We start from the raw sequence: 24,728 nt of genomic DNA on the forward strand, positions 1-24,728 counted from the left end.
TCGTCCCCGGGGCAGCTGCGGCCAGAGTGGCCGCGAGAACCGGGAGGACAAGCCATGCGCAAGCTCATCGTCCAGCAGTGGGTCACCGTCGACAACATCGTCGCCGAGGAGGACGGCGGGCTCAGCTTCGTCTCCGGGGAGCCGTTCTCCGAGAAGACTGAGCCCGCCTTCAAGGCGAGCGTGATGGGCTTCATCGACTCGGTCGACACGATGATCCTGGGCGCGAACACCTACGCCATGTCCAAGGACTACTGGCCCAACGCCGAAGAGCAGGGCGAGTACGGCGAGAAGGTCAACAACCTCACCAAGTTCGTCGCCTCGTCCAAGCTGGAGGACGCGCCCTGGGGCGACTTTTCCGCCGCGACCGTGACGCGCGACCCGGCGGCCACCATCCGGGAACTCAAGGAGCAGAACGGCAAGGACCTCTGGCTGTGGGGGAGCCTGACGCTCATGCGGTCGATGCTGGACGCCGGCCTCGTCGACGAGTTCCGGATGATGGTCAGCCCGGTGTCGCGCGGCAAGGGAACGCGGATCTTCGAGGATCGGCGGGACCTCGAGCCGGTCGAGGCCACCGCGTTCGAGAACGGCGTGGTGCTGCTGCGGTACACGGTCGAAAACTAGGTCGTGGGGACGACCGGCGCGCGCGTGAGGACGACGGCGAACCCGAACGCCAGCCCCATCACGGTCAGTTCGAGCGTCGCCCACGCGGCCAGCGCCGTGCGGTTGTGCCGGATGATCTGCGGCATCAGCTTCCAGCGTGTGTACGCGCCGAGGCCCGCGATCACTCCGGTGCACAACAGCTTCAGCAGCACCAGCTGTCCGTACGGCGTGGTGAACACGCCTTCCCAGAAACCGAGCGACGGGTTGAGCGAGATCTCGATCAGCCCGTTGAACAGCCCGGTCGCCGCACCGAGGATCAGGCACAGCGTCGCCAGCTTGGAGAACCGCGGCAGCGCGTGCGCCAGCAGCGTCCGGTTCCCGATGAGCAGCACCGTCATCGCGCCGAGTCCGCCGGTCCAGGCGACGGCGCTCATCACGTGCAGTTCCATCGAGATCATCGTGTAGTCGTGGTAGTTCCAGTTCGACGCGTGCCCGGTGACCGGCAGCGGCAGCAGCGCGAACAGGCCCAGCCCGACGCGGACCTCGGCGGGCACCTTCTCGCCGTGCTTCAGCGCGAGGACGCCGAGTCCGGCGTGCAGCAACGCCAGCACCGCGACGATCAGCAGCGCCTTGCCCGCGCCGACGTCGGCGATGTAGCTCCCGACGTCCGACATCGACAGCGTGCTGGAGCCCGGCCGGTACTCGGCGGTCTGCAGGATCAGCGCGACGAGCGCGGTGGTCGCCCACACCAGCGCGGCCGCGACGCTCGCGGGCCGCGCGAGCCGCATGATCGGCTCGGACAGCTTCGGCCGGTCGTAGCCGACCAGTACCGAAAGCAGCGCCAGCCCGATCGTGGCGACCGCCGAGATGTCCAGCAGCACCCGCACGATCGGGATGGAGACCGAGACCACCTCGCTGACCTGCGCGACCCCGGGGACCGGGGCGGTGGCCGTCAGCGCGACGCCGATCAGGGCGCCGACGATCCCCGCCGTCACCACGCAGAACAGGACGGCGACGCGGGCACGCGAGGTGGTCTCGGTCTGGGTCATGACCCGCTCTTCTCCTTGTCACCGGCACCGGTGCGCAGTGCCACGGTCAGTCCGACGGCGAGCAGCACGACGGCGCCCGCGATCCACACCCAGATGGGCACCCCGGACGAGCCTTCGCCGCCGGTCGCCGGGGTGGTCTCGGCCTGGCCCGCGTTGCTACGCGCGGCGTCGGCGGTCGCCGGCGTGCCGGTGCCCGCGGCGGTGAGGGTGAACGGCACCTCACCGGTCACGGCGTGCCCGTCCGCGGACAGGATCCGGTAGCCGATCTTGTACTCGCCCGCCGGGCCGAGCGGCCGCAGCGGCACGGTCACGGCGCTGTCGCGGACCTCGACCTGGCCTTCGGCCCACTGGCCGCCGCCCGGTCCGATGACCGCGATCTGGTTGACGTTCGCGTTCTGGACGTACTGGTCGAACGTGAGCGTGATCTTCGCGGGCCCGGTGGCGATCGAAGCGCCCTTCGCCGGGTCCGAGGAGATCAGGACGTTGTGCGCCAGCGCCGGGGTGGCGGTGGCGAGCCACGCCACCCCGGTGATCGCCAGCGCGACGATCGCTTTACGCATTTACTCGTTTCCCTCGGTGTTGCTGCTCTTGGTGGAAGCGCCCGCGGTGGCGCGGCGGGCGCGCAGGGTGGCACCGGCGCCGACGCCGAGGCCGAGCGCGCCGACGACCAGGCCCGCGCCGCCGAGCCAGCGGGCGGTGGTGTCGGAAGAGGCAGAGGCGTGGGACTCCTCGGAGGCCTTCGTGTCGGTGCTGTGGCCACCGCCGCCGTGACCGTCCGCGCTCTTCTCGGCGAGCTTCACGCTCGGCGCGGGGTGCTCCGGCTCCTCACCGGAGGCCGGGGTCGGCTGGTTCCACTCGACGACCTTGCCGTTCTCGTAGGTCTGGGTGGCCGGGAACTCCAGCGCGTCGACGTTGGTCGGGAACTGGCCCGCGCTGATCTGGAACTCCTGGAACTCGGCAGAGCCCGCGGCGATCTTGGTGCCGGGCTCCGCGGTCCACGAGACCTTCGTGACGGCTTCGGTGATCTGCGTGCCGGACGCGGTGGTCACCGGGGCGGGCAGCTTCGACTTGACGACCTCGGCCTTCCAGCCGGGGATCGGCTTGGTGCGCACGGAGCTGAGGGCGTACTCGGGCTTGAGGGCGACCTCGACCTTGACGGTGCCGGCGTCCTTCTCCTCGTTGGGGACACGGAAGAAGATCGACCCGTAGCCGCCCTTGGCGGGCTGGGGGCCGTAGACGTTGGCGGTGACGTGGGCCGAGGCGACCCCGGCCGAGAGCAGACCGGCGATGCCGATGGTGGCGGCCAGGAAACCGGCGCGCTTGCAGACGTTGTTCGACACGAAAACTCCTGAACGTGAATGAAGACGGCGGGTTCGGGGACCTCGCCGGATTACGGGGGACGATCTGGGGTTCAGGAGAACAGCGGTGGGCCGCGCCTGCCGTGGACGCGGCGGAGGTCCACCCGCACGAGGTGGCCGGGGCCCGCCGGACGGGCGAGCACCGGTGACATCGCCGCGGCGGGCACCGGGAGCGCGTTGAGGATGAACGGGACCAGCGTGCGCAGGCAGGCGAGGACGCCGAGCAGCAGTCCGTCGGCCTTGGCCAGCAGCAGCGCGGTGACCAGCGTCGCGACGACGTGGGCCACGGTCATCGCGAGCCCGCCCGAGCCGGGCGCCGCTTCGTCGTGCCGCAGCTCGTGACTGCTCAGGGAGCTGAGCACGAGGTGCATCACGACCTGGCCCGCGCCGAGATCGACGATCGTGGCCATCGGTCCGCGCGCCTTCGCGGCGAGCGCGGCGGCGTTCCAGCCGATCAGCACGGTGAGCAACAACGTCATCGCCGTATCGGGTACTTCGCCGTCCCCGATCACGTGAGCGGTCACGGCCAGCGCCGCCGAACTCACGCCGAGTAAGCCGCCACGTACGGCGCGTAACGCGCTTCGGTGATGGCTTCGCTTGTTCACGGGGTGAAGGGTATTCGACGTGCGGCCGAGCGGTCGATGTCCTCCCGGCTGTTGAGCAGTGAGAAAGACACCGCCGGGTCGGCGCGTGCGTTTGCCCAATTGGGCCGAATGGGGAAGGTTAACGGGATAAATAGCGGTAAACCGGGGTTTGACCGCGCGCGCTTTGGGTAGTCAGGCTCCCGATACAGCTACTCCGAATGGGTGAGGAGTCTCACCCAGAGGCGGCGGGAGAACCAGCACGCGATGAACCTCTTCGAGTACATCTCGGATCGGTGGGACAGACTCGCCCTCCAAGGACTTCTCCATGTCAGCGCGGTCGTGCAGTGCACGATCATCGCCGCCGTGCTCGGCGTGGTGATCGGCGTCGCCGTCTACCGCAGCCCGGTCGGGTCGGCCGTGGCCACGGCGCTGGCGAGCACGATCCTCACCGTCCCCTCCTTCGCCCTCCTGGGCCTCCTCATCCCGGTGTTCGGCCTCGGCGCGAACACCACCGTCATCGCCCTCGTGCTCTACGCGCTGCTGCCGATCGTGCGGAACACGATCGTCGGGCTGGGCGGCGTCGATCCGGCGGTCAGTGACGCGGCGCGCGGCATCGGCATGAGCCGGTTCGGCGTGCTCACCAGGGTGGAGCTGCGGCTCGCCTGGCCCGCGATCCTCGCCGGCATGCGGGTCGCGACGCAGATGCTCATGGGCATCGCGGTCATCGCGGCCTACGCGAAGGGCCCGGGCCTCGGCTCGGAGGTCTTCTCCGGCCTCACCAACGCGGGGAGCACGAACTCGCTCAACCAGGCATTGACCGGGACGCTCGGCGTGGTCGTGCTCGCGCTGGTCCTCGACGCCGTTTACGTCCTGATCAACCGTTTGACCGTCTCTAGGGGTGTCCGTGGCTGAGTCTCCTGAAACCGTATCCGGCGTCGAAATCGAGCTGGAGAACGTCAGCAAGCGCTACGCCGGCACCCGCGAGCCCGCGGTCGACGAATTCTCGATGGTGGTGCCCGCGGGCAAGATCGTGGTCTTCGTCGGCCCGTCCGGCTGCGGCAAGACCACCACCATGCGGATGATCAACCGGCTCATCGAGCCGACGTCCGGCCGGATCACCATCGGCGGCGACGACGCGCTGAAGCTCGACGTCGACACCCTGCGCCGTCGCATCGGCTACGCGATCCAGCAGGCCGGTCTCTTCCCGCACTTCACCGTCGCGCAGAACATCGCGGTGGTGCCCGGCCTGCTCGGCTGGGACAAGAAGAAGGTCAACGACCGGGTCGAGGAGATGATGGACCTGGTCGGGCTGGACCCGGCCGACTTCCGCGACCGCTTCCCGCGTCAGCTCTCCGGTGGACAGCAGCAGCGCGTCGGCGTCGCGCGGGCGCTCGCGGCGGACCCGCCGGTCCTGCTGATGGACGAACCGTTCGGCGCGGTCGACCCGATCACCCGCGGCAACCTGCAGGACGAACTGCTGCGGCTGCAGACCGAACTGAAGAAGACCATCGTCTTCGTCACCCACGACTTCGACGAGGCCGTGAAGCTCGGCGACAAGATCGCGGTGCTCGGCAACCAGTCGAAGATCCTCCAGTACGACACCCCGGACGCGATCCTCGCGAACCCGGCCGACGACACGGTCGCCGGTTTCGTCGGCGCCGGTGCCTCGCTGAAGCAGCTGACGCTGCTGCGGGTCCGCGACGTCGAGCTGAAGCAGGACGCCCTGACGGCGGCGGTCAGCGAATCGCCGTCGGACGTGCGCGAGAAGCTGACCCAGCAGCGCAAGCATTTCGTGCTGGTGCTCGACCAGCGCCGTCGTCCGATGCGGTGGGTGCACGTCCGCGAACTGACCGCGGCGACGTCGCTGGCCACCGCGGGCAAGCCGCTGCGTGACTCGGTCAGCCTCCAATCGACGCTGCAGGACGCGCTCGAAGCCATGCTCGCTGAGGGCGGCAGCGTCCCGGTGACCGGCGCTCGCGGAGAGTACGCCGGGACGATCGAGCTCGACACCGTCATCTCGACGATCCAGCAGCTTCGCGAGGAACACTCGGACGACAACCCGGCGGAAGGTGTGACCGCATGACGGCCGTCGATACCGGGTTCACCACCGAGTCTTCGTCGAGAAGCGCCGAACGGGTCCGGCTGTTCGCCCAGCCCGCGGTGGTGCTGCTGATCGTCGTCGGCGTGCTGATCTGGGTGTTCGCCAGCGATCTGACCGCCACGGAGAAGGCGACGCTCAATGTCACCGGGCTGCTCGAAGCGCTGCGCGACCACCTGGCGATGACCGTCGTGGTCACCGCGATCGTGGTCGCCGTGGCGGTGCCGCTCGGCGTGATCGTGACGCGGCCGTACGCGAAGTGGGCGGCTCCGGTGTTCCTGGCGATCGCGAACATCGGCCAGGCCGCCCCCGCGCTCGGTGTGCTGGTGCTGTGGTTCATCGTCACCGGCGCGACCGGCGGACTGTGGGTCGCGGCGCTGCCGCTCGCGTTCTACTCACTGCTCCCGGTGCTGCGGAACACGATGGTCGGCCTGCAGCAGGTCGACCCGTCGCTGATCGACGCAGGCCGCGGCATCGGCATGTCGGCCTCCGGCGTGCTGTGGCGGGTCGAGCTCCCGCTGGCGGTCCCGCTGATCCTGGCTGGCCTGCGGACCTCGCTGGTGCTGGCCGTCGGCACGGCGACCTTCGGCATGTTCGTGAACGCCGGCGGTTTCGGCCTGCTCATCGACACCGGCTACAAGCTCAACCTGACGAAGGTGCTGATCACCGGCTCGGTGCTCGCCGTCGCACTGGCGCTGCTGGTGGACTGGCTCGGCGCGGTGGCGGAACAGTTCTTCGGACCGAAGGGACTGCGCTGACATGCGATTGAAGGCAATCCTCGGCACGGTCCTGTTGTGCGGCACGCTTTCCGCTTGCGGGCTCGAGGTCAACACCGCGCTGCCGTACAAGATCGAACCCGGTTCGATCCAGCCCATCGAGGCGCTCAAAGGCGTCGAGGTGACGGTGGGGTCCAAGGACTTCACCGAGAACATCATCCTGGGCTACATGGCCGAGATGGCGCTTTCCGCGGCGGGCGCGGACGTCATCGACCTGACCGACATCAAGGGCTCGAACTCGTCGCGGCAGGCCCTGCTCGCCGGCCAGACCGATGTCACCTGGGAATACACCGGCACCGGCTGGATCAACTACCAGGGCAACGAACTCCCCGTCCCGGGCGGGGAACAAGCCCAGTACGAGGCCACGAAGACGGCTGACGAGGCGAAGTACGGCGTCACCTGGCTGAACTACTCGCCGCTCAACGACCAGTACGGCTTCGCGGTCACCGAGGCCTACGGGGCCGCGAACAACCTGAAGACGACGACCGATCTGGCGGCGTTCCTCAAGCAGAAGCCGGACCAGAACGTGTTCTGCCTGGAGACCGAATTCACCAGCCGCCAGGACGGTTTCCCCGCCGCCGTGCGGGCGTACGGGTTCCAGAACCCGGTGATCAAGAACTTCGGCATCGGCACGATCTACTCGGCCGTGGCGAGCGGGACCTGCCCGATCGGCGAGATCTTCACGACCGACGGCCGGATCGCCGGGCTGAACCTGCGCGTCCTCGAAGACGACAAGAAGGCGTTCCCGCAGTATAACGCCGTCCCGACGCTGCGCTCGGACTTCCTGAAGCAGCACCCGGAACTGCGCGGCCCGCTCGAAGCCGTCGCCGCGGCCATCGACAACCAGCAGATGATCGAACTGTGCAAGCAGGTCGACGTCGACGGCCGTGACCAGGGCGAGGTCGCCTACGAGTGGATGAAGAAGAAGGGCTTCATTTCTTAGCCCCCAAACGTGTCATGAAAGGGGCTTTCAGGACGTTTTTCGTCCTGAAAGCCCCTTTCCTGACATCCGACGGGCCCCTGAAGTAGGTGCTCAGATGCCCAACCGGTGCAGCAGCTTGCCCTCCAGCTGGTCCAGCTCCCCGGCCACCGCCCGATGCGCGGCCTTCCGCCGCGCCGCGGGCATCCGCTCCGAAGCGCGGACGGTCGCTGAAAGCTGCTCCAGCGTTCCCTGCGTGTCCTTCGCGAAGGACACATCGGCATCGGTCGCCTTCGCCGACTTCTTCAGCTCCGCGAGTCCCTGCGTCAGCCCGGCGATCCGCGCGTGCAGCGCGGCACCACGTCCGCTGAACTCCCCGAGCTGGTCGACGGCGACGCCGAGCTTCTTCGCCTGATAACGGTCGTATAGCTCTCGTGCGGCACCCGCCGCTCGAACGGCGTACGGCGCGATCACCGGCAGTACGGCCGGACCGAGCACTTTGGCCACCGCGACGGCGTTCTTCGCCTTCTTCGGGGTGATCCTGCCTTCGCCCTCGACGGCTTTGGCCTTGCGCGCCATGGCACCTCCCACGCTGTGTCACAGACGAACTTACTGGTCCCCGAAGTGGCGGGCATGTCGGCTTGCCGGTGGCCTTCTAGAGTGTTGTCTGTGAGTAACGAGGTGCTACTGGACGCGGGAGCGGTGAGCCGCTGCCGGCGTCGCGTGCACCTCGAACACGATCCGGCGATGCGCGAGGTCCCGCTCGCCCCGCCGGACCCCGCCTCGCAGCAGCGGATCGACGACGCGTCAGCGCATCGCGAGGCCATTGTGCAGCGGCTCATGGAAGCGACAGGACCGGACGCGAGCTGGGTCAAGATCGCTCGCGACCTCCCCGCCGCCGAGCGCGTGCAGCTCACCGAAGAGGCCTTCGCCGCCGAAGCGCGCTACATCTGGGGAGCGCTGCTCCCGGTGGATCGCGCAGGTCACCGGCGTGGCGGTTCCGAACTCCTGGTCCGCACCGGCGCCGGGTACGTGCCGGTGCTGGTCGTGCGGCATCGCATCACCGATCGCGGCGCGGGCGCGCCGACCACGGTGATGACGGACCTCGATCCGGCGAACCGGCTGCCGGACCCGGCGCGAAAGGTCCGCTCGCAGCCGCGGGACCAGATGCGGCTCGCGCACCTCTACCGGATGCTCGAAGCGCTCGGGCAGCATGAGGGACACCGCGCCGTCGGCGGTGTCATCGGACTCGACGCGGACGTCGTCGTCTGGCACGACCTGTCCGCCGGAACCTGGCCGGGCGGCCGGAGCGCGCTGACGGAGTACCAGAGCCGCTTCGCCGACAGGCTCGCCATCGCGAGCGCCGCCGCCGAAGGTGAAGAGCCGCTCGCCGAACCGTCCCGCGTCCTCGAATGCCGTCGCTGCCCCTGGTGGCCGACGTGCGAGGTCGTCCTCACCGAAACCCGTGACGTCAGCCTCGTCGTCCGCGGCGAGGACGCGATGGAACTCCGCCGCGCCGGAGTGTCCACAGTGGACAAACTGGCCGCGCTCGATCCGGCCGACGAACCACCGCCGATGAACTGGACCGGCGGCACCTTCGCCGACGCGATCATCCTCGCGCGCGCCTGGCTCGCCGATCTCACGATGGTGCGCAAGGTCGACCGCATCGAGGTCCCGCGCGGCGACGTCGAGGTCGACGTCGACATGGAGAGCTTCGGCGATTCGGGCGCGTATCTGTGGGGTTCGCTGCTGACCGGCGCCGACATCGGTGTCGAGCAGGGCTATCGCGCGTTCGCGACTTGGGAGCCGCTGCCGACCGCGGACGAGGCCCGGTCGTTCGCGGAGTTCTGGGCGTGGTTCACCGACGTCCGCGAGCGCACCCTCGCGGCCGGGCTGACCTTCCGCGCCTACTGCTACAACGCGCTCGCCGAGAACCGCTGGCTCTTCGGTTCCGTGTCCAGGTTCGGCGACTATCCCGGCGTTCCCGCGAAGGCCGAGATAGCGTCCTTTGTGGACTCGGACGAATGGATCGACCTCTTCCGCAGCGTCACCGACCAGTTCCTTTGCTCGCACGGCAAGGGACTCAAGGTGATCGCCCCGGTCGCGGGCTTCGCGTGGCGCGATCCGGAAGCGGGCGGCGAGGCGTCGATGGGCTGGTACCGCGACGCCGTCGGCATGGACGGCGGCATCCCGGACGACCTCCAGCGCGAGCGCCTGCTGCGCTACAACGAGGACGACGTCCTGGCGACGCACGCGCTGCGGAAGTGGATGACCGACCACGCGCAGACGTCCGTGCCGTACATGAACGACCTCTGACCTCCCGTCGATCGGTACTTGCGATCCTGTCCACGCTGCGGGAGCGACCGGCGCACCCGTACGAAATGGCCTCGATCCTGAAGTCGCGCGGCAAGGACCGCGACATGGGGATCAAATGGGGCTCGTTCTACACGGTCGTCGGCAACCTGCAGAAACACGGCTTCATCGAGGCCGTCGAGAGCGGCCGCGACGGCGCTCGCCCCGAGCGCACGGTGTACCGGATCACCGACGCCGGCTGTGACGAAATGCTCGACTGGCTGCGCGAACTGCTCGCCGGGCTCGCCCCGGAGGAGTCGAAGTTCGTCGCCGGTCTGTCGGTCATGGCGTGGCTCGGTCCGGACGAGGTGATCGCCCTGTTCCGCACCCGGCTGGCGGCGCTGGACGACGAGAACGCCTCGACGCGCGCGGAACGGGCACGACTCCTGGAGGAGGTTCCGCGGCTGATGCTGATCGAGGTCGAGTACCACCTGGCGATCCGGACGGCGGAAGCCGAATGGGTCCGCTCGATCCTGGGGGAACTGACTTCCGGCTCGATGCCGGGTCTCGCCGAATGGCGGACCTTCCACGAGACCGGAGAGCTACCGTCCGAAAGGGGGAGCACGAGCAGCTGAAAGAGCCCCGGCGAGGTGTTGCAGCACCCCGCCGGGGCGACGATCCCGCAACCGGAACCCGGCCACGAGACGGCTTCTTGAGAATAGCCGGGCTCCGGGCGAACAACCTGGAGTGACCATGTCGAACATCAAGGACAGGAAGCGGTTCAAGCTCATGCCGGAGATGGGCGGCGCGCTGGCGCGCAACTACGCCCGGCAGCGTGGCACCGAACCGCAGATCGAACACTGGCGGAAGCAGGCGCGCGAACTCACCGCGGACCTGCCGGAAGGCGCGAAGATCCTCGAGGTCGCCTTCGGTCCCGGCTACTTCGCGGTCGAAATGGCGCGGCTCGGATTCTCCGTCACCGGCCTGGACGTCGCGCCGACGTTCGTCGAGATCGCGAGCGAGTACGCGCGGGCTCAGGGCGTCGAAGCCGAATTCCGCGAGGGCGACGTCGCGGGGATGCCGTTCGACGACGAATCCTTCGACTTCGTCGCCTGCCAGGCCGCGTTCAAGAACTTCGTGTGGCCGGTGAAATCGCTCGACGAGATGTACCGCGTGCTGCGTCCCGGCGGCACGGCCGTGGTGCAGGACATGAACCGGGACGCGACCGATGGCGACATCGTGCGTGACGTCGAGAGCATGAAGCTCGGCAAACTGGCCGCCCTCGGCGTCCGGCAGGCACTCGGCCAGCTCCGGCGGCGCGCGTACACGCCGGTCCGGACGTGCGAGGTCACCACCGGGGGAATCAGCCTGGACGTCCGCCTCACCCGTCCCTAACTGCAATGAACTGGACTTTCATTGCAAAATTTGCAATGAAAGTCCCGTTCATTTCACGCGCGAAGGGCTCAGCGAGGGGCCATGCGCAGCGAGCCGTCCATCCGGACGACCTCGCCGTTCAGGTAGTCGTGGTCGATCAGCGAAAGCGCGAGCTGCGCGTACTCGTCCGGCCGCGCGAGCCGCTTCGGGAACGGAACGCCCTCGGCCAGCGAAGCGCGGAACTCGTCGCTCACCGTCGCCAGCATCGGGGTGTCGACGATGCCCGGCGCGATGGTCAGCACCCGGATCCCGTGCGACGCGAGGTCGCGCGCGGCGGGCAGCGTCATCCCGACGATGCCGCCCTTGGACGACGAGTACGCCACCTGCCCGATCTGGCCGTCGTAAGCGGCGATCGACGCGGTGTTGATGATGACGCCGCGCGCGTTGTCGGCCAGCGGTTCGGTCTTCGCGATGGCCTCGGAGGCCAGCGTCAGCACGTTGAAGGAGCCGATCAGGTTGATCTGGACGACCTTCGCGAACAGGGCGAGGTCGTGCGGGCCCTTCTTCGAAAGGATCCGCGCGGACGGCCCGATCCCGGCGCAGTTCACCACGGTCCGCAGCGGCACCCCGGATTCGGCGGCGGTCGCGACGGCGGTGCGCACCTGCTCCGGGTCGGTCACGTCGGCCTCGACGTAGGTGATGCCCTCGACCTGCTCGGCGTTGGCGATGGCACCGGCGAGGTCCAGCGCGAAGACCCGCGCGCCCTTCGCCGCGAGCGCCTTCGCGGTCGCCCCGCCGAGCCCGGACGCGCCACCCGTGACGAGCGCCGCGGTATCGGTGATCTGCATGTTCTCCCTTTCGTCGACAACCGTTCCTAGGTTAACGCTCGTTCGCATCGGTGGGGTGGGTGTGCTGGCTCACGTCGGAGCGAAGCATGTCGTGAGGAGTATTCGGGCCTGAAGCATTCCGTTCGCTCGGAGGTCAACTCCGGCTGTCACCTTCAGCAGCATGAGCACTGCTCGGATCGTGGTGGTGGGGACCGGTTACGTCGGATTGACCACGGGGGCCTGCCTGGCCGGCCTGGGGCATCGAGTCACTTGCGTCGATGTCGACCAGGCGAAGGTCGCAAGGCTCTCCGCCGGACGAGTGGACATCCTGGAGCCGGGATTGTCCGAGCTGGTGTCGAGGGGGCTGACCAGCGGAAGACTCAATTTCGTCGTCGGCGCGCGCGAAGCCGTTCGCGACGCGGAGGCCGTTTTCCTTTGTGTGCCGACGCCGATGGGCGCGGGCGGTTCGGCGGACCTGCGCGCCGTCGAGGCCGTGACCACCGAGATCGGCGACGTCATCCCTCCGGGGTGCGCGCTGATCACCAAATCGACCGTTCCGGTGGGGACGTCGAAGCGCATCCAGGCGATGCTCGGCCGCACGGACGTGCCGGTCGTGTCGAATCCGGAGTTCCTGCGTGAGGGCACCGCTGTCGAGGACTTCCTCGGCCCTGACCGGATCGTCGTCGGTTCGGACGACGTCGCGGCCGCCCGCTGGGTCGGCGAGCTCTACGCCGATCTCGCCGCCCCGGTCGTCGTCGCCGACGCGGCCAGCGCGGAACTGGTGAAGTACGCGGCGAACTGCTTCCTCGCGATGAAACTGTCCTATGTGAACTCGATCGCCGAACTGTGCGAACGCCTCGGCGCGGACATCGACCTGGTCACCGAAGGCATGGGCTACGACCGGCGCATCGGCCGCTCGTTCCTCAAGCCCGGCCCCGGCTGGGGCGGCTCGTGCCTGCCGAAGGACACCAGCGCGCTGGTCCGGGTCGCCGAGTCCGTGCAGTACGACTTCACCCTGCTCACCTCGGCGATCGAAGAGAACATCGCGCAGCGGGACCGGATCGTCGCGAAGATCGCCGGCGCGGTCGGCGGCACGCTGGCCGGTTCGCGGATCGGCGTCCTCGGACTGGCGTTCAAAGCCGGGACGAACGACCTGCGCGACTCGCCCGCCCTCGCGGTCGCTTCCGTACTGGGCGCGCTCGGCGCGGAACTGACCGCCTACGACCCGGCCGTCGGCGGTCAGATCGACGGGATGACCGTCGTCGACGACCCGTATCAGGTCGCGAAGGCGGCCGACGCCGTCGTCGTGCTGACGGAATGGGACGAGTTCAAGCGGCTCGACTGGACCTACATGGCCGAGCAGATGGACGGCGACTCGGTCGTCGACACGCGCAATCTCCTGGAGCCGCAACGCATCCTCGACGCCGGCCTTTCGTGGCAGGGCGTCGGACGGCCTCGGGCGGCGCTGCGGCGGAAGGTCGCCGTCTCCTGACCCACCTGCCTCCCGCGGGTGTCATGAAAGGGGCTTTCAGGACGAATTTTGTCCTGAAAGCCCCTTTCATGACACCCGGGAGACGAGCGTCATCAGCCCGTCCACGACCTCCTCGGCCGTCGGAGCGTTCTCCGGGTCGAGCATGTGCTGCAGCATGATGCCCGAGTTCAGGGCCGTGGCCACCGCGCCGATCCGGAGCTCGTCCGCCTCGGTGAGGGTGTCCTCGTCGATGCCGAGGAGGCCCGCCGCCATCCCACGGCGGCCTTCGCGTTGCGCGGCGGCGAGCTGTTTCCGCAGTTCAGGGTGATGCTCGGACTGCACGAACGCCTCGATCGACGCGATCCACAGCTGACGGTTGCGCCCGTAGGAGTCGATCATCGCGCGCCATGAGGCTCGATACTGCTCGTCCGCCGAGGAGTTGGGGTCGACCGCGCTCATCATCTCCAGCTGGACCTCTCTGCCCCAGTCGTCCATCGCCTGCGAGAACGCCGTCAGCAGCAGGGCTTCGCGTGATCCGAAGTGGTAGCCGATCGCCGCGTGGCTGACTCCGGCCGCCGACGCGATGTCCCGCACCGTCGTGCGTGACCAGCCCTTTTCCTTCAGGCACTGGATGGCGCCGCTCATCAGGTCTTCGCGATTGCCCATGCCCGAGATCGTAGACCACACGGTTTATCCACTTGGTTTAACCAAATGGATTGACCAAGCGTGCAAATCTGCCGTACGGTCGTTCCCATCACCACGAACCCACTGGGAGCAGCCATGACGACCACCGTTCTGATCTCCGGCGCCGGCATCGCGGGTCCGGCCCTCGCCTTCTGGCTGCGGGAGCGCGGTTTCACGCCGACCGTCGTGGAGCGCGCCCCGGCCCTGCGCGAAGGCGGGAGCGCCGTCGACTTCCGCGGCGAGCAGATGACCCTGCTGAAGCGCATGGGCATCCTCGAAGACATCCGCGCGAAGGAAACCGCGATGGGCGCGCAGGTCATCGTCGATTCGAGAGGCAAGAAGGTCGCCGAGATGCCGTCGGTGTTCTTCAGTGGCGAAGTCGAGATCGAGCGCGGAGACCTGACGCGCATCCTCTACGAGCGCACGAAGGACGACGTCGAGTACGTCTTCGGCGACTGGATCACCGGGCTGGACGAGCGCGCCGACGGGGTCGACGTCACCTTCGCCGGCAACGGGCCGCGCAGCTTCGACCTGGTCGTCGGCGCGGACGGGCTGCACTCGGGCGTCCGGCGGCTGGCCTTCGGCGACGAGGAGCGGTTCCGGACCGACCTCGGCTTCCACATCGCGGGTTTCACCGTGCCCAACCACCTCGGCCTCGATCACCTCGGCCTGTTCTGCAGCGTCCCCGGCCGGACGGTGATGCTCAGCAGCGGTCGTGACAGTGCGGTTCTCAACGTCGGCTGCATCTTCGCGTCCGGCACGGTCGAAGTGCACCGGCGTGACGTCGAGGGGCAGAAGCGCCTGGTCGCGGAGCGGTTCGCCGACTTCGGCTGGGAAGTCCCGGCGCTGCTCGAAGGACTCGAGGACGCCGACGACCTGTACTTCGACTCGCTCAGCCAGATCCACCTGGACAAGTGGTCACAGGGCCGGATCGTGCTGCTCGGGGACGCCGCGTACTGCGCCGGCCCCGGCGGGTCGGGCACCGGGCTCGCGATGATGGGCGCCTACGTCCTGGCCGGGGAACTCGCCGCCGCGCACGGTGACCACGAAGCCGCCTTCGCTCGCTACGAGGAGAGACTCCGCGGCGCGGTCAAGGTGTCGCAGAAGCAGGCGGCCGGGATCGGCACGTTCCTCGTGCCGAAGTCACGGTTCATGATCGGCTACCGGAACTTCCTGTACCGGGTGCTGGGCTCGAAGCCGATGACCAAGGTGTTCACGTGGATCACCTCGCGCGCGGCCAACGCGACGACGCTCGAAAACTATGACGCTCCGGCCGCCGCTCAGCGCTAATTTCGGTGGGTGATGGACCAGAAGGAGTTTCGCCGGGCCTGCTACGAGGCGGCTCGGCGAACGCGCGGCCGGATCATCCGGTTCCTGCCCTACCAGGAGCCGGGGAACTTCGAGCAGGCAGAGATCGCCTATCCGCACCGAACCGCCGCGGTGTTGTGGACGCAGGAGTGGGACGAGAGCGGACGGCGCGAGATCTTCGGAATCGCCGAAGCACCGGTCTGCTTCGGATCGATCACCTTCGTCGACGAGCCAGGGCTGCTGGCCGTTCTGGGGGAGCTGCTTCGCGGGCACCGGTTGTACACGCGGACCGAACTCGAAACACCGATCGACCTCACGGCGCCGCCTTGGGTGAACGATCGAGAAGCAAGGTACTGGCGACCCGACAACCTCGGAGAAGTCCTCTTCAACTGCTGGGACTGAAAAAGTAGTTAGCAAAGCGTAGTATCAGCCGGGTGTTCACGACCAGGCCGGAACTGGCCGGCACCCATGGCATGGTGGCATCGACGCACTGGCTGGCCTCGGCCACCGGGATGGCGGTGCTGGAAAACGGCGGCAACGCCTTCGACGCGGCGGTGGCCGCCGGATTCGTCCTGCAGATCGCCGAGCCGCATCTGTGCGGTCCGGCGGGGCAGGTCCCCGGCATCTTCGTGACCGCGGCGGATCGAACACCGCGAGTCCTCGCGGGCCAAGGCGTCTCACCCGCGGCCGCGACGCCTGAGTACTTCGCGGACCTCGGACTCGACCTGATCCCCGGCAGCGGCTTGCTCCCCGCGACCGTCCCGGGGGCGTGGGACGGCTGGCTGCTGCTCCTGCGGGACCACGGCACGAAGTCGTTGCGTGACGTGCTCGGCTACGCGATTTCCTACGCCCGTAACGGGATTCCGCTGGTCAGCCGGGTCGGTGACACGATTCGCGCGGTTCAGGACCTCTTTACCGAGCACTGGCCGACGTCAGCGGCGCTTTGGCTGCCCGACGGCAAACCCGCGGAAGGGCTGCACCGCAATCCGGCGCTCGCGGACACCTGGGAGCGGTTGCTCGCCGAGGCCGAGTCGGTCAGCGGCCGCGAGGCGCAGATCGACGCCGGACGGCGGGCGTGGTCGCAGGGCTTCGTCGCCGAAGCCATCGAGGCATTCGGCCGCAAGGCTTTCCGCGACGACTCCGGCCGCGATCACGCCGGTCTCCTCACCGGCGAGGACATCGCGGGCTGGGAAGCGACGTACGAAGACGCGCTGCAGGTCGACTTCGGCGACTGGGGCCTGGTGAAGATGGGCGCTTGGACGCAAGGTCCGGCGTTGCTGCAGCAGGCGCGGTTGCTGGACGGTCTGCGCGACGAACTGTCCTATGTGGACGGGATACCGACGGAACGCACGGTGCACTTGGCCGTCGAGGCGGCCAAACTGGCGTTCGCGGACCGCGAGGCTTGGTACGGGGATTCTCCTGACGTGCCGATCGATCTGCTGATCTCCCGTGAATACGCGGACGCCCGGCGGGCGTTGATCACCGAAGAGGCGTCCGCCGAACTCCGGCCGGGTGGCCCCTCGCCGCGGCTGCCCGCGATTCTCGAGAAGCTGCGCGGGCTCGAAGCCGGTTCCGGCGCGACGGGGGAGCCGACCGTCGGGCCGCTGGGCGAGACGCGGGGCGACACCGTGCACATCGATGTCGTCGACGCGGCCGGGAACATGATCTCGGTGACGCCGTCGGGTGGCTGGCTGCAGTCGAGTCCGACGATCCCGGAGCTCGGTTTCTGTCTCGACTCTCGTGGGCAGATGTTCTGGCTGGAGCAGGGCCTGCCGAACTCGTTGGCGCCGCGGAAACGGCCGCGGATCACGCTTTCGCCGTCGATGGGCCTGCGTGACGGCGAGCCGGTCCTGGCGTTCGGGACCCCCGGCGGGGATCAGCAGGACCAGTGGCAGCTGTGTTTCTGGCTGGCGCACACGCTCGGCGGGCTGAACCTGCAGGAGTCGATCGATTCCCCCGCGTGGCACACGAACGCGTTCCCGAGTTCGTTCTACCCGCGCTCGTGGACGCCGCGGGATCTCGTGGTCGAGTCCCGGCTCGGCCAGTCCACAATGGACGCTCTTGCCGCGCGCGGACACGACGTCGTCGACGCCGGACCCTGGTCGCTCGGGCGGCTTTCCGCCGTCTCACGCTCCGGTGGTGTGCTCCGTGCCGCCGCGAACGCGCGAGGAATGCAGGGCTACGCGGCAGGCCGCTGAACTCGTTCCGTGAAGGCCTCCTTCCCTACCCTCAAGGTAGCGAAGGAGGCCTTCACGGACTCGCGGCAGAGCGTCTCCTGCCCCCAGTTGTCCACAACGACCCCCGCCTGTGGACAACTCACGTCAGCTCCCCTCCCGGCCTCCTATCGGCGATAGACTGGCTTCGGGGTCGCCCCCCTGGGACGGGTGGGGGGCTGGGGTGGTGACTTCAAGAGCGCGGCTGTTCCCAGAGCCAGAATTCGATGCCCTGGTCGTCGACGCAGTCGGCGCTCAGGCCGTAGGGCTGCTGTTCGGTTTCGCCCGCTTGGCCGCCCTGGGCGCGGACGCGGTCGAGGGCGGCGGCGAGATCGTCGACGGCGTACATGACCTTCCAGCCCACCTGCCGTCCCGGGCCGCCCCAGAGCCCGCCCTGCAGGCCGGAACCCTCGACGCCCCAACCGCCTTCGACCCGTCCGGGCGAGAACTGCCAGCCCAGAACGGCGCCGTAGAACGCCTTCGCGCGTCCGTCGTCCGGGACCTGGAAGGTGAAGTAGCCCGCTTCGCCGTGCCGGACCGGCTTCGCGCTCGATGAAGAAGGTGCCGCCTGCGCGACAAGCCACCGCTGGCCGTACGGATCCTTGATCGCTCCGTGCAGCCCGTGGCCCTCGTCCGCGACCGGACGTTCCAGTTCCCCGCCCAGTTCCACGGCCCGCCGCGCCGACGCGCGTACGTCCGGGACCTCGACCCGGATCAGCGGGCCACCCGTCGGCGCTACGACATTGCCCAGTTCGGGGAACTCTTCCGCGAGCATCAGCACGCTGTCCCCGATGGCCAATTCCGCGTGCCCGACCCGGCCGTCCTCCATCACGATCGGATCGGCCCGGCGCCGCGCCCCGAACACCTCCACGTAGAAGTCGAGCGCGCCGCGGGCGTCGGTCACCACCAGATACGGGGTCAAAGAACGCACTTCGGCGGTGGATGGCATAGCGGAGGCTCCGTTCAGGACGGCGCGACGCAGGTTGTCACGCAGTTCGGCGGCGAAGAGCGGGTCAGGATCGACAGGTTGCGAGGGCGCGCGAAGCACGTCGAACGGATCAGACATCGCGACCCTCCTTCTCCTGGTAGGCACGCCGGAACGCGGCACGGGCCCGCACGAGCAACGCCTCCGTGGCGTGCACCGTGCGCTCGAGATGGGCGGCGACCTCCGGTACCGGGAGACCGTCGACATAGCGAAGCGTCAGAGCGGCCTGGTGATGCGCCCCGAGCGACGCGAGCACTTCGCGCGCCAGGAGCGCGTCCAGCCGCTCGTCCCACGGATCGGTGTGGTCCTCTTCCTCGTGGACGAGCCGCAGCCCGCGTTTCTCGCGTTCCCGGCGCCGCCAGTGATCGGCGAGCTTGTGCCGGGCGACGCCGATCAGCCACCCGGTGCTCACCGCGGGTGCGTCTTCTTTGCGACAGGACCTCACCGCGCCGAGGAACGTCTCGGACGTCAGCTCCTCGGCGAGGGTGCGATCCCCGCACCGGGACAGCAGGTACCCGTAGACCTCCGGCAACGCCGTCTCGTACAGCGACAGCAGTGCGAAGGCCGGGTCCCGCCGCACCCGTGGTTCCGTCACATCCCCATCGTCGCTCGGGGAGCCACTTCTCCGACGGGTGAAACCGAACTTTCTAAACCCGCGGGTCCGGCAGCCGCCGCGCCACCGTGATCACCCCGATCGTCAGCACCGCCTGAATCCCGATGACCAGCGCGAACGCGCCCTTCATCCCGAGCGACCCCGCCGAGGCCGACGCGAACAACGTCCCCAGCGTCGCCACCCCCAGCGCCATCGCCGCCTGCTGCGACGTCGTCAGCATCCCGCTGCCGACTCCGGCGATCTCCGGTGGCACCTTCGACAGCACGATCCGGAACACCGTCGTCATCGCGAGCCCCTGACCGAGACCGCACAGCAGCATCCCGGGCGCGAAATCGAGCACGCCCAGCTCCGGCCACTCCAGCAGCACGGTGCCGATCAGCACCAGCAGCCCGAGCAACTGCACCGACAGGCCGACGGTCACGACCCGCTGCCCGAACCTCGTCACCAGGCGGCTGCTGACCAGGCACATCGCGAAGAACGCCAGCGAAAGCGGCGCCGTCACCAGCCCCGAGCCGAACGGGCCGAGGTGCAGGCCGTCCTGCAGCGTCACCGCGAACACAAACATGAACGCGCTGAAGCCGACGAAGAACGGCATCCCGACCAGCAATCCCTGCCGCACACTCGGCATCCGCATCACCGACGGCGGCAGCAGCGGAACACCGCCCTGGCGTTCCATCCGGCGTTCGACGTGGACGAAGCCCGCCGCGGCGAACGGGAAGACCACGAGCAGCGCGATCGTCCACAGTGGCCAGTTCAACACCGGCCCTTCCGCCAGCGGGAGCAACAGCGACACCAGGGCGATCGCCAGGAGAACGGTGCCGGAGCGGTCGATGCCGATCGGGTTGCTCGAACGGCTTTCCGGGATCAGGCGCCGCGCGATCAGCAGACCGGCGATCCCCACGGGCACGTTGACCAGGAAGATCGGCCGCCAGCCCGTACCCCAGAGATCGGCGGCGACCAGTGCCCCGCCGAGGAACTGCCCGAGCACCATCGAAAGCCCCGCGGTGGCGCCGTAGAGACCCAGCGCCTTGGATCGGCGTTCGCCGGTCGTGGTCGCTTGGATGATCGACAGCACCTGCGGCAGCATCAGCGCGGCCGCCGCCCCCTGCGCGGCCCGCGCCAGCACCAGCGTCAACGCCGTCGGCGCGATCCCGCAGAGCAGGGAAGTGACGGTGAACGCGGCCAGCCCGATCAGGAACAGTTTGCGACGGCCGAAGGCGTCACCGAGCCGTCCGCCGACGACGAGCAGTACGGCGTACGCGATCCCGTAGGCCGCGATCACCAGTTCCAAGGTGGCCGACGAGGTGCGCAGATCGGTACCGATCGCGGGCAGGGCGATGTTGACGATGAAGAAGTCGATGAGTGGAAGTGCCGCCCCCAGCAGCACGGTGACCAGGCCCGCCGAGGTCAGGGCCGGTCCGACGGCGACGCGGGTGAGCGTCGCCGGAACTTGCGTCGAAGTCATGGGTACTACGATCAGCCGATTCCCACCCTGGTACCAGGAGTGTGTTTATCCTGGTATTACCACTACCTGGTAACCGGCTTCGAGCTTTGCGAACCTGATGAGGTGACCATGACCGTCGATTCGCAGGTGGCCGACGTACGGCGACACGAACTGGCCGCGTTCCTGCGCAGCCGCCGCGAGCGCATCACCCCGGATCAGGTCGGCCTGCCGATCAGCGGCAGGCGCCGCACGCCGGGGCTGCGCCGCGAGGAGGTCGCGCAGCTGGCCGGGGTCGGGGTCACCTGGTACACGTGGCTCGAGCAGGGGCGCGACATCAACGCGTCCGAGCAGGTGCTGGAGGCGATCTCCCGCACGCTGCGGCTCGACCCGCACGAGCACACGCACCTGTTCACCCTCGCCGGCGCGCCCGAACCGCCGCTGGAGAAGGACTGCAAGATCCTCAGCCAGAACGTCTACCGGATGATGGAGAAACTGGAGCCGTTCCCGGTCTGCGTGCGCAACGCGCGCTGCGACATCCTCGCCTACAACCGGTCCTACGACTGGCTGATGGGTGACGTCGACGCGATCCCGTTCGAGGACCGCAACACCCTGATCCAGTGTCTCACCAACCCCGAATGGCGGCGGAGGCTCCCGGATTGGGAGACCAACCTGCCCCGCGTGGTCGCCGGTTTCCGGGCGGCGATGGCCGAGCACCTCGCCGAACCGGCGTGGAAGAACCTGGTCAAGCGACTGCGGCAGGAATCCGACGTCTTCGAGCGGATGTGGAAGGAGCACGACGTCTCCACCGAGCGGATCGTGCTCAAGCGGTATCTGCACCCGGAGGCGGGCCTGCTGCGGTTCGAATTCTCGTACCTGTACCTCGGACGGCGATCCGAGATCTCCCTGGCGACGCTGACCCCGGCGGACGAGGAAACCGCGGCGAAACTGCCCAATTCCTTCTGAGGAGGGAGGCGGACCAGGCTCGCGAGGGAGTTTTTCCGCGGCGGGAACGCCGACGCTGACAGCATGACCGCAGCAGTCGCCACCGCCAAGATCTCCAGCGCCCGCCTGATCGTCTGCTACGCGGCGATCCTCGGCACGCTTCCGTACCTGACCCTCAAGGCATCCTGGGTCACGGGCGGCAGCCTCGGCCTTCGTGATCCGTCCTTTGTGGACTCGGAGCTGATGCTCTTCGCCAACCTGCTCACCGGAGGGATGGACGTCGTCGCGGTGGTGCTCGCGCTGGCGTTCACCTACTCCTGGGGCCGCCGGATCCCCGCGCCGCTCGTGCTCTTCCCGATCTGGATCGGCACCGGGCTGCTCGCGCCGATCGTGCTGAACCTTCCGGTGATCGTCACCGACCTGACGAAGACCCAGCTGACCGAGATGCCGCTGGAGAACTGGGTTTGGGCCGTCGTCTACGGCGGATTCGCCTGGCAGGGAGTGCTGCTGCTGACCGCGTTCGTGCTCTACGCCCGCGACCGCTGGTGGTTCGTCGTCACCGGCACCGTGCGGCCGGGGACGATCGGCGTGGCGGGCGGACTCGGTATCGCCGCGGCGCTCGTTTCCGCGGTCGGCCACGGAAGCTGGGCGTTCGGCTCCGGCGGCCTGGCGGCCCGTGGCCAGGACGTGGTGATCGCCGTGCTCGGGGTGCTGGCCGTGATCGCACTGGCGACCGTGTCGCGAGGACGGTTCTGGCCGCGGCTGGTCCTGGTGTGGACCGGCGCCGGGGCGATGGCGGGCACAGGAGCGTGGGGCCTGTTCAGCGCTTTCACGATGGGATCCGCCGGGCACGCGCCGGTGCTGGCCGTCCAGGTGATCGGCGGGGTGCTGATGATGACGTCGGTTCTGCGGCGGCTACCGCACGCGGCGTAGCCGAGAAGCCGCTTTCCAACGGACGCGATACCCCTCCACCCCGGGTAGCTTTCGTCCTGTGCTGCTGAAAGAACGGTTTCCGTGGAGCCCCTGGGTGGGCCGCGTGCTGCGCGTGGTGCTGCCGCTGGGGTTCGTCCTCGGCGCCACGAGCAGCGCCTCCCGCTGGCAGCCGGACGCGCCGTCGCTGACCACGTTCGGGGTGCTCTGGCTGGTCGCCACCGCGGTGCCGCTGCTGGTCGTCCACCGCTTCCCGATGACGATCTTCCTGCTCACCTCCGCGCTGACGCTGGGCTACTACGCGTCCGGCAACCCGGGCGGGCCGACGATCGTGCTGCCGACGATCGCGTTGTTCGTGCTCACCAAGATCCGCGGCCCGCTGGTCGCCGGGATCACCGGCGGATCGCTGCTCGCGGTCGCCGGTGTCGTGTTGTTCGTCCGGCACGGGTTCGGCGCCTTCGACATGCGGGCCGGGCTGGGGCTGGTCTGGGTGATCGCGGTCGTCGGGATCGGGACGGCGGTGCGCAACGGGCTGGCCGCCGCGCGGGCCCGCCGCGAGCAGGCCGACGAGCACCGGCACCGGATGGCCGAGCAGGAGCGGCTCACCATCGCCCGCGAGGTGCACGACGTCGTGGCGCACAGCCTCGCGATGATCAACGTCCAGGCCGGGGTCGCCGCGCACGTCGCCGACAGGCGTCCCGAGCAGGCGAAAGAGGCGCTGCTGAATATCAAGGAAGCGAGCGCTTCGGCGCTGAAGGACCTTCGCGCGACGTTGGCCGTGCTGCGTTCCGGGGAGGACAAGGCGCCCGCGCCGAGCCTCGCTCAGGCCGATGAGCTGTTCGAGCACGCGCGGGCCGCCGGGCTGGAGGTGCGCGTCGACGGCGAGCCGGGTGAGCTGCCCGCGCCGGTCGACGGCGCCGCGTACCGGATCCTGCAGGAATCGCTGACGAACGTGGTCCGCCACGCGAACCAGGCGCGGGGCGTCGACGTCAGGTTCGAGCGGAAAACCGGTGCGCTGACGCTGCTCGTCCGCGACGATGGCCGTGGCGCCGTCGAACCCGCGCCCGGCCACGGGCTGCGCGGGATGTCCGAACGGGCGGCCGCGCTGGGCGGCGCGCTCACGACGTCCGTGGTGGACGGCGGGTTCCAGGTTCGCGTGGAGCTACCGATCGAGGGGGAACGATGACGATCCGAGTGGTCCTCGCGGACGATCAGGTGCTCGTGCGCGCCGGTTTCCGGGTGTTGCTGGAGACCGAAGACGGCTTCGAGGTCTGCGCCGAGGCCGGTGACGGTGACCAGGCCGTCGCGGCCGCCGTCGAGCACCGGCCGGACATCGTCGTGATGGACATCCGGATGCCCGGCGTCGACGGGCTCGAAGCGACGAGACGGATCACCGCGAACCCCGAGCTGACCGGGGTGAAAGTCCTGGTCCTGACCACGTTCGACGTCGACGAGTACGTCTACGAGGCCTTGCGCGCCGGCGCGAGCGGGTTCCTGCTGAAGGACACCGACCCGGTGGAGCTGCTGCGGGCGCTGAAGGTCATCGCCGCGGGCGAGGCGCTGCTGGCGCCGACCGTGACCCGGCGGCTGATCGCGGAGTTCGTCGACCGGCCGGAGAACCGCCGGATCGACGTGAGCGCCGTCCGCGAGATCACCGACCGCGAACGCGAGGTCCTCGGCCTGGTCGCGGGCGGCATGTCGAACGACGAGATCGCCGCGCATCTGGTGATCTCGACGGCCACCGCGCGCACGCACGTCAGCCGCATCATGACCAAGATCGGGGCGCGGGACCGGGCGCAGCTGGTGGTGCTGGCCTACGAATCCGGGCTGGTCAGCCCTCGCCGGGGTTGATCGTTAATCCCCACCGCGTTATCCGGGCCGGACGGATTCCCCCAAAAAGCTGAGATTGCCGAAAAAACCCTACCGGTCACGGGGAGTCGTCAAGCATGCCGTAACGCTGACGCTCAGTTAATTCCATGAATTGCACGTGCAGATGCACGTCCCGGGCGGAGTAAGAGGGAAGATCGGCCGGACTGTCATTCTCGCCGTATCTTCGTCTCCACCAGGGTACCGATATGGCGGCCGCCGCGTTCCGGTGAGCGATTCGAAATCATACGGACGTACTGCTTGTGCTGATTTCCTGACGAATCCGGTGGTATCACGTCGGAACTCCCTTTGTTCTCGTGTACGGTGCGTGATTTTTTCTCGAGTCGCCGCACGGAATGGTGGTCACTTTCCGTCGCGAAATGGCCTGTCGAAGG

At 68.6% G+C, this 24,728-nt stretch carries 26 protein-coding genes; 16 read left to right on the top strand and 10 right to left on the bottom strand.

Features of this window, described 5'->3' with window-relative positions; all coding sequences use genetic code 11:
- Positions 1 to 54 precede the first annotated feature (54 nt).
- On the top strand, positions 55 to 621 hold the full coding sequence (locus ACZ5IK_RS05565; protein WP_465486735.1) for a dihydrofolate reductase family protein: 567 nt from the start codon (positions 55 to 57) through the stop codon (positions 619 to 621).
- Here ACZ5IK_RS05565 and ACZ5IK_RS05570 read toward each other — a convergent pair.
- The 4 genes from ACZ5IK_RS05570 to ACZ5IK_RS05585 form a co-directional block, all read right to left on the bottom strand.
- Positions 618 to 1,649 (bottom strand): copper resistance D family protein, encoded by a 1,032-nt coding sequence (locus ACZ5IK_RS05570; protein WP_410601635.1) that lies wholly within the window; start codon positions 1,647 to 1,649, stop codon positions 618 to 620. The genes ACZ5IK_RS05565 and ACZ5IK_RS05570 overlap by 4 nt on opposite strands.
- Positions 1,646 to 2,209 (bottom strand): copper resistance CopC family protein, encoded by a 564-nt coding sequence (locus tag ACZ5IK_RS05575; protein WP_465486736.1) that lies wholly within the window; start codon positions 2,207 to 2,209, stop codon positions 1,646 to 1,648. The genes ACZ5IK_RS05570 and ACZ5IK_RS05575 overlap by 4 nt, the downstream gene beginning before the upstream one ends.
- Entirely contained in the window at positions 2,210 to 2,989 is a 780-nt protein-coding gene (locus ACZ5IK_RS05580; RefSeq protein ID WP_465486737.1) for a YcnI family copper-binding membrane protein, read from the bottom strand.
- Between the two features lie 71 nt (positions 2,990 to 3,060).
- Entirely contained in the window at positions 3,061 to 3,552 is a 492-nt protein-coding gene (locus ACZ5IK_RS05585; protein WP_465487226.1) for a hypothetical protein, read from the bottom strand.
- Between the two features lie 303 nt (positions 3,553 to 3,855).
- On the opposite strand from ACZ5IK_RS05585, the gene ACZ5IK_RS05590 reads away from it, so the two are divergent.
- The 4 genes from ACZ5IK_RS05590 to ACZ5IK_RS05605 are packed head-to-tail and all read left to right on the top strand — an operon-like array spanning position 3,856 to position 7,408.
- Positions 3,856 to 4,503, top strand: coding sequence for an ABC transporter permease (locus ACZ5IK_RS05590; RefSeq protein ID WP_410601919.1), 648 nt, complete (start codon positions 3,856 to 3,858; stop codon positions 4,501 to 4,503).
- Positions 4,490 to 5,674, top strand: a complete 1,185-nt coding sequence (locus ACZ5IK_RS05595; RefSeq protein WP_465486738.1) for an ABC transporter ATP-binding protein — start codon at positions 4,490 to 4,492, stop codon at positions 5,672 to 5,674. Before ACZ5IK_RS05590 ends, ACZ5IK_RS05595 begins: the two co-directional genes overlap by 14 nt.
- The gene (locus tag ACZ5IK_RS05600; protein ID WP_465486739.1) at positions 5,671 to 6,447 is read left to right on the top strand and encodes an ABC transporter permease; all 777 of its coding nucleotides are present in this window, start codon (positions 5,671 to 5,673) and stop codon (positions 6,445 to 6,447) included. The genes ACZ5IK_RS05595 and ACZ5IK_RS05600 overlap by 4 nt, the downstream gene beginning before the upstream one ends.
- 1 nt (position 6,448) lies before the next feature.
- Positions 6,449 to 7,408 carry a glycine betaine ABC transporter substrate-binding protein gene (locus ACZ5IK_RS05605; RefSeq protein ID WP_465486740.1) on the top strand — a complete coding sequence of 320 codons (960 nt, stop codon included), beginning with the start codon at positions 6,449 to 6,451 and terminating at the stop codon, positions 7,406 to 7,408.
- Positions 7,409 to 7,498: 90 nt separating this feature from the next.
- On the opposite strand, the gene ACZ5IK_RS05610 is transcribed toward ACZ5IK_RS05605, so the two are convergent.
- On the bottom strand, positions 7,499 to 7,963 hold the full coding sequence (locus ACZ5IK_RS05610) for a DUF6474 family protein (protein WP_101611661.1): 465 nt from the start codon (positions 7,961 to 7,963) through the stop codon (positions 7,499 to 7,501).
- A gap of 54 nt (positions 7,964 to 8,017) precedes the next feature.
- Between ACZ5IK_RS05610 and ACZ5IK_RS05615 the strand changes: the two genes are divergently transcribed.
- The 3 genes from ACZ5IK_RS05615 (at position 8,018) to ACZ5IK_RS05625 (ending at position 11,071) form a co-directional block, all read left to right on the top strand.
- Positions 8,018 to 9,700, top strand: coding sequence for a TM0106 family RecB-like putative nuclease (locus tag ACZ5IK_RS05615; protein WP_465487227.1), 1,683 nt, complete (start codon positions 8,018 to 8,020; stop codon positions 9,698 to 9,700).
- Complete coding sequence (locus ACZ5IK_RS05620) at positions 9,697 to 10,311, top strand: PadR family transcriptional regulator (RefSeq protein WP_465487228.1); 615 nt, start codon at positions 9,697 to 9,699, stop codon at positions 10,309 to 10,311. The genes ACZ5IK_RS05615 and ACZ5IK_RS05620 overlap by 4 nt, the downstream gene beginning before the upstream one ends.
- Positions 10,312 to 10,429: 118 nt before the next feature.
- A complete protein-coding gene (locus ACZ5IK_RS05625; RefSeq protein ID WP_465486741.1) occupies positions 10,430 to 11,071 on the top strand; it encodes a class I SAM-dependent methyltransferase in 642 nt (213 codons plus the stop codon).
- A 68-nt stretch (positions 11,072 to 11,139) separates the two neighbouring features.
- On the opposite strand, the gene ACZ5IK_RS05630 is transcribed toward ACZ5IK_RS05625, so the two are convergent.
- Positions 11,140 to 11,898: an SDR family NAD(P)-dependent oxidoreductase gene (locus ACZ5IK_RS05630; protein WP_101611665.1), complete on the bottom strand. Its 759-nt coding sequence runs from the start codon at positions 11,896 to 11,898 to the stop codon at positions 11,140 to 11,142.
- Between the two features lie 160 nt (positions 11,899 to 12,058).
- Here ACZ5IK_RS05630 and ACZ5IK_RS05635 point away from each other — a divergent pair, with 160 nt between their 5' ends.
- A complete protein-coding gene (locus ACZ5IK_RS05635; RefSeq protein ID WP_465486742.1) occupies positions 12,059 to 13,369 on the top strand; it encodes a UDP-glucose dehydrogenase family protein in 1,311 nt (436 codons plus the stop codon).
- A 66-nt stretch (positions 13,370 to 13,435) separates the two neighbouring features.
- Here the strand turns inward: ACZ5IK_RS05635 and ACZ5IK_RS05640 are convergent, their stop codons facing one another.
- Positions 13,436 to 14,014: a TetR/AcrR family transcriptional regulator gene (locus tag ACZ5IK_RS05640; RefSeq protein ID WP_465486743.1), complete on the bottom strand. Its 579-nt coding sequence runs from the start codon at positions 14,012 to 14,014 to the stop codon at positions 13,436 to 13,438.
- A gap of 114 nt (positions 14,015 to 14,128) precedes the next feature.
- Here ACZ5IK_RS05640 and ACZ5IK_RS05645 point away from each other — a divergent pair, with 114 nt between their 5' ends.
- The 3 genes from ACZ5IK_RS05645 to ACZ5IK_RS05655 are packed head-to-tail and all read left to right on the top strand — an operon-like array spanning position 14,129 to position 17,538.
- On the top strand, positions 14,129 to 15,322 hold the full coding sequence (locus ACZ5IK_RS05645; protein WP_465486744.1) for an FAD-dependent monooxygenase: 1,194 nt from the start codon (positions 14,129 to 14,131) through the stop codon (positions 15,320 to 15,322).
- Between the two features lie 12 nt (positions 15,323 to 15,334).
- Positions 15,335 to 15,742 carry a hypothetical protein gene (locus ACZ5IK_RS05650; RefSeq protein ID WP_465487229.1) on the top strand — a complete coding sequence of 136 codons (408 nt, stop codon included), beginning with the start codon at positions 15,335 to 15,337 and terminating at the stop codon, positions 15,740 to 15,742.
- Positions 15,743 to 15,774: 32 nt separating this feature from the next.
- Positions 15,775 to 17,538, top strand: a complete 1,764-nt coding sequence (locus tag ACZ5IK_RS05655; RefSeq protein ID WP_465486745.1) for a gamma-glutamyltransferase family protein — start codon at positions 15,775 to 15,777, stop codon at positions 17,536 to 17,538.
- A 208-nt stretch (positions 17,539 to 17,746) separates the two neighbouring features.
- Here the strand turns inward: ACZ5IK_RS05655 and ACZ5IK_RS05660 are convergent, their stop codons facing one another.
- From ACZ5IK_RS05660 to ACZ5IK_RS05670, 3 genes are read right to left on the bottom strand one after another with little or no spacing between them, the layout of a single operon-like run.
- Positions 17,747 to 18,619, bottom strand: a complete 873-nt coding sequence (locus tag ACZ5IK_RS05660; RefSeq protein WP_465486746.1) for a VOC family protein — start codon at positions 18,617 to 18,619, stop codon at positions 17,747 to 17,749.
- The gene (locus ACZ5IK_RS05665) at positions 18,612 to 19,133 is read right to left on the bottom strand and encodes an RNA polymerase sigma factor (protein ID WP_465486747.1); all 522 of its coding nucleotides are present in this window, start codon (positions 19,131 to 19,133) and stop codon (positions 18,612 to 18,614) included. The genes ACZ5IK_RS05660 and ACZ5IK_RS05665 overlap by 8 nt, the downstream gene beginning before the upstream one ends.
- Before the next feature lie 52 nt (positions 19,134 to 19,185).
- Positions 19,186 to 20,616 carry an MFS transporter gene (locus ACZ5IK_RS05670; protein ID WP_465486748.1) on the bottom strand — a complete coding sequence of 477 codons (1,431 nt, stop codon included), beginning with the start codon at positions 20,614 to 20,616 and terminating at the stop codon, positions 19,186 to 19,188.
- Between the two features lie 108 nt (positions 20,617 to 20,724).
- Between ACZ5IK_RS05670 and ACZ5IK_RS05675 the strand changes: the two genes are divergently transcribed.
- The 4 genes from ACZ5IK_RS05675 (at position 20,725) to ACZ5IK_RS05690 (ending at position 24,318) form a co-directional block, all read left to right on the top strand.
- Positions 20,725 to 21,558: a helix-turn-helix transcriptional regulator gene (locus tag ACZ5IK_RS05675; RefSeq protein ID WP_465486749.1), complete on the top strand. Its 834-nt coding sequence runs from the start codon at positions 20,725 to 20,727 to the stop codon at positions 21,556 to 21,558.
- A gap of 63 nt (positions 21,559 to 21,621) precedes the next feature.
- Entirely contained in the window at positions 21,622 to 22,470 is an 849-nt protein-coding gene (locus ACZ5IK_RS05680) for a hypothetical protein (RefSeq protein WP_465486750.1), read from the top strand.
- 58 nt (positions 22,471 to 22,528) lie between these two features.
- Positions 22,529 to 23,653 carry a sensor histidine kinase gene (locus tag ACZ5IK_RS05685; RefSeq protein ID WP_465486751.1) on the top strand — a complete coding sequence of 375 codons (1,125 nt, stop codon included), beginning with the start codon at positions 22,529 to 22,531 and terminating at the stop codon, positions 23,651 to 23,653.
- Complete coding sequence (locus tag ACZ5IK_RS05690; protein ID WP_465486752.1) at positions 23,650 to 24,318, top strand: response regulator; 669 nt, start codon at positions 23,650 to 23,652, stop codon at positions 24,316 to 24,318. Before ACZ5IK_RS05685 ends, ACZ5IK_RS05690 begins: the two co-directional genes overlap by 4 nt.
- Positions 24,319 to 24,728 lie beyond the last annotated feature (410 nt).

The organism is Amycolatopsis sp. NPDC031561 (genome assembly GCF_055580625.1).